3 protein-coding genes and 1 pseudogene are annotated in these 3,053 nt (G+C 34.8%); 1 reads left to right on the forward strand and 3 read right to left on the reverse strand.

What is annotated here, in order from left to right; genetic code table 11:
* Window positions 1-219: 219 nt before the first annotated feature.
* Window positions 220-354, reverse strand: a complete 135-nt coding sequence (locus B2X72_RS13190) for a hypothetical protein (RefSeq protein WP_257786995.1) — start codon at window positions 352-354, stop codon at window positions 220-222.
* Between the two features lie 133 nt (window positions 355-487).
* Window positions 488-862 (reverse strand): VOC family protein, encoded by a 375-nt coding sequence (locus B2X72_RS13195; RefSeq protein ID WP_075993116.1) that lies wholly within the window; start codon window positions 860-862, stop codon window positions 488-490.
* 594 nt (window positions 863-1,456) lie between these two features.
* On the opposite strand from B2X72_RS13195, the gene B2X72_RS13200 reads away from it, so the two are divergent.
* Window positions 1,457-2,098, forward strand: coding sequence for a DNA alkylation repair protein (locus B2X72_RS13200; protein ID WP_075993115.1), 642 nt, complete (start codon window positions 1,457-1,459; stop codon window positions 2,096-2,098).
* Window positions 2,099-2,766: 668 nt separating this feature from the next.
* Here the strand turns inward: B2X72_RS13200 and B2X72_RS13205 are convergent.
* Window positions 2,767-3,053: pseudogene (locus tag B2X72_RS13205) on the reverse strand (hypothetical protein); the annotation flags it as partial.

Raw genomic sequence — 3,053 nt, forward strand, 5'->3', positions numbered from 1 at the left:
CGTTTAGGACGCAAGTGATATCTAATAAACTATTTAGTTCATCCGCAAGTTGGATTTGCACTAGTTCCCTTAATTTTGGTCCCAACAAGCATTAAAATCAAGGTTAGTATTGACATCTCCTTATAGCGGATTGACAGAAATGAATCTGCACATTTTGAAGACTATCCTTAACAGATAACTTCCTTTCCAATTGTCCTCTTTTTTATCGTATTGAAGTAGCTAGGTTTCTGGAGAGATTTTCTCTCCTTTATCGGTTGAATGTTCACCAAGCGTAATCGTGATCTCTGAAGGAAGTGCGGGAATAATTTTGGCATAGGCTTTTTCGCCACCAAGGAATTCGATTATTGCTGACATCGCCTTGTAACCAATTCCCGGCTGAATAAGAACTCAGCTATGCCGCCATAATGAATCTCGGTGCCATGAAAAATAATACCATTCAGCAATAAAATTGTTTAAATCTGTAAAATACGCTACCCAGTGGATTTCGTTATTTTTTTTGCGTTTTTTGTAGGTTGAATACCGTCCCGGCTGGGTCAGTAATCCAATGCATATTTTCCGGTAATTCTTCAATTTCATCACAGGTTTCCACCCCGTTGGATAGTAAATATGCTGTCGCCATTTCTACGTCAGGAACCATAAGCTGTAACCAAGTTTCAGAATGTGTGTAATTGTCCACACAGTCAAGCCATATAATATTATTGCCGAATTTTACTTCACATGTCCTCGACACAGTTGGGTTGTTAATCGGCTTTTCCTCCACGTTAAACTTTAAAACATCCCTATAAAAAACGACTGTCTTTTCATATTTGCTTTTGGGAATTTTTAGGGCAATATTAATTCCTGCCTCAAATTTTGTGTTCATATTTTGTGACTTTAGGTACTATACAAAGTAATCAAAATGCTAAATCAATACTCTTATCTTATGGCAAGATTTGCACATTTTATACTGAACATTATCATTTTATTCTTTTTTAGTCGAAATGGCTTTTTATCTTTCCTTTTTTATAAATTTAAAAGATAATAAAAGGCTGTTGCTTAGGTTCTTGAAAGATTGAAGGATTTCTAATCCGCGGCTATCGCCAATACGCGACCCGTTGGCTGTAATTTTAAACCAAAGCTCAACCAAAATAAATAATATCTTCACAATTTAAATCTAAAAAACTATGGGACATTATTATAATTACGTCAATGTGCTTTCTTTAACAGAAAGAGAGTTTAGTGATAAATCAACCAAGAAGTTGATTTAAAGAATCTAGAAAATTTACTAAATCGAATTCTGATGAAATAGAATAGTATTGCCAAAAGCGGGGAGGACTTGGGGGCAGAAACTTTTCGGCTCTAAAAGAACTTATGTCGTAGCTTGACATGTTGGTGCTGCGAAAGGGCCGTCTTCACCAAGCTGCCGAACCGTTACAAGCAACCGTGAAAATGACGTCAAACAAATAACAGGACTGAAATGAAACTTTCACATAAATTAGAAAATATACTGACAAAGATCACTGAAAAGAACACGAAACTTGGAGACTTACGAATTGTTGCCAAGGATATTAAAAAAGACCACGAATTGGCAATGGAACTTTGGTCATCCAAGCTTTTTTTTGCTCGTCAATTGGCAATCTTGATTATGGACAAGAAACTTTTAACCGAAGAAGTGATTGATCAATTAATTGCGGACATTAAGCAACATAACGAAAACGAGAAACTTCAAATGATTGATTGGCTCATGGCGAACCAACTAACAAAAGACAAAAAGACAATTGCTTTAATAGAAAGTTGGGCAGATAACCAGTCCTCGCTAAAAAGACGAATTTATTGGTATTTTCAAGGCCGTTTGCGCTGGACTGGACAACCACAACCCAACAGCGAAGAATTACTTACTAAAATTGAAAGTAAAATTGAAAAAGAAGAGCCGGAAGTGCAATGGGCAATGAATTTCACAACAGGTTGGATTGGAGTTTATGAAAAAAAATATCGAAATCGTTGTATAGCACTTGGCGAAAAAACTGGACTTTATAAAGGGAAAATGGTTTCAAAAGGTTGTACACCTGAATATTTACCAGAATTTATTGTCATTGAAAGCGATAAACGAAAGCTATAAAAGCATTATTTTTCGAATATCCACAACTGACTGACCAAAAGCCTGTGATAATAGGCCTATTAGTAGAATACATATAAATGATAGCTTACAAATCGAGAAAATCCCCATTGTATTAATATATAGCTCAGTATCTAAATTACACATCTATTTTTTATAAAAAATGATTATCTAACTCTTTGTGAATTATGATCTAGTTTAAAAAAAGGGAATTCACTGTTTAACAATGTTAGACTGTAAAACTGAATTTCTTATAAGCATAAAAAGTTGATTAATGTCCAGGTTAGGGGATAAAACCGATTGGACATAATTTGTACATCGCTTTGCTTCCCCAAGAAAAGTTTGATGTACAATGAGTAAAACGACCGTGTCGGGATAAAAATAATTTACAAACGAAAAGAAAAGTGCTGTGTCTTTAAATACGAGGCGATAATCTATCAACAGCAATTCTGGCCTTTCATTGATGTAAGAATTGCTGCTGATAGAATCAATAGAAGTTGCTTCAAGTACAATATTTGCGGGACTTTGTATATGCTCAGAAAAAAGTATACGGTAGGCGAACAGTAGCTTTCTCAAATTCGTAATAATACCAATATTGATTTTTTCCATATCTAACGATATTATTGTTATTTACAAGCTTTCTACTTATCGCTACCGATATATTGACACCTTTAAAATTGAGGTATACGTTGATTTAGGGATAGCATGTCAGATTGTGCTGAAAAGCATTTTCTCCCTTTTTCGGCTTCTTTATCACTTACAGTTTTTCGAAGTGATTGGCTCGAGAACCTATTTTTGTTTTTGGTATAGCATATTTCGATTCCTTCCGAGATACAATAATCCTTTCCTGAAAAATCGACCAATTTATATTCTTCACCTATAAAATACTTGTGAATGGGCAGCGACTGAAGCATATCCGTGATGTCTTTATCCGATTCAAAAGGAATAATTTCATCAA

This window comes from Sphingobacterium sp. UBA7253 (assembly GCF_002472745.1).
Taxonomy (GTDB): domain Bacteria; phylum Bacteroidota; class Bacteroidia; order Sphingobacteriales; family Sphingobacteriaceae; genus Sphingobacterium; species Sphingobacterium siyangense.

Bases quoted from the DNA above. Each gene is read 5' to 3' on its own strand.
- B2X72_RS13200 (WP_075993115.1), top strand. From the start codon at position 1,457: ATGAAACTTTCACATAAATTAGAAAATATACTGACAAAGATCACTGAA.
- B2X72_RS13195 (WP_075993116.1), bottom strand. From the start codon at position 862: ATGAACACAAAATTTGAGGCAGGAATTAATATTGCCCTAAAAATTCCC.
- B2X72_RS13190 (WP_257786995.1), bottom strand. From the start codon at position 354: ATGTCAGCAATAATCGAATTCCTTGGTGGCGAAAAAGCCTATGCCAAA.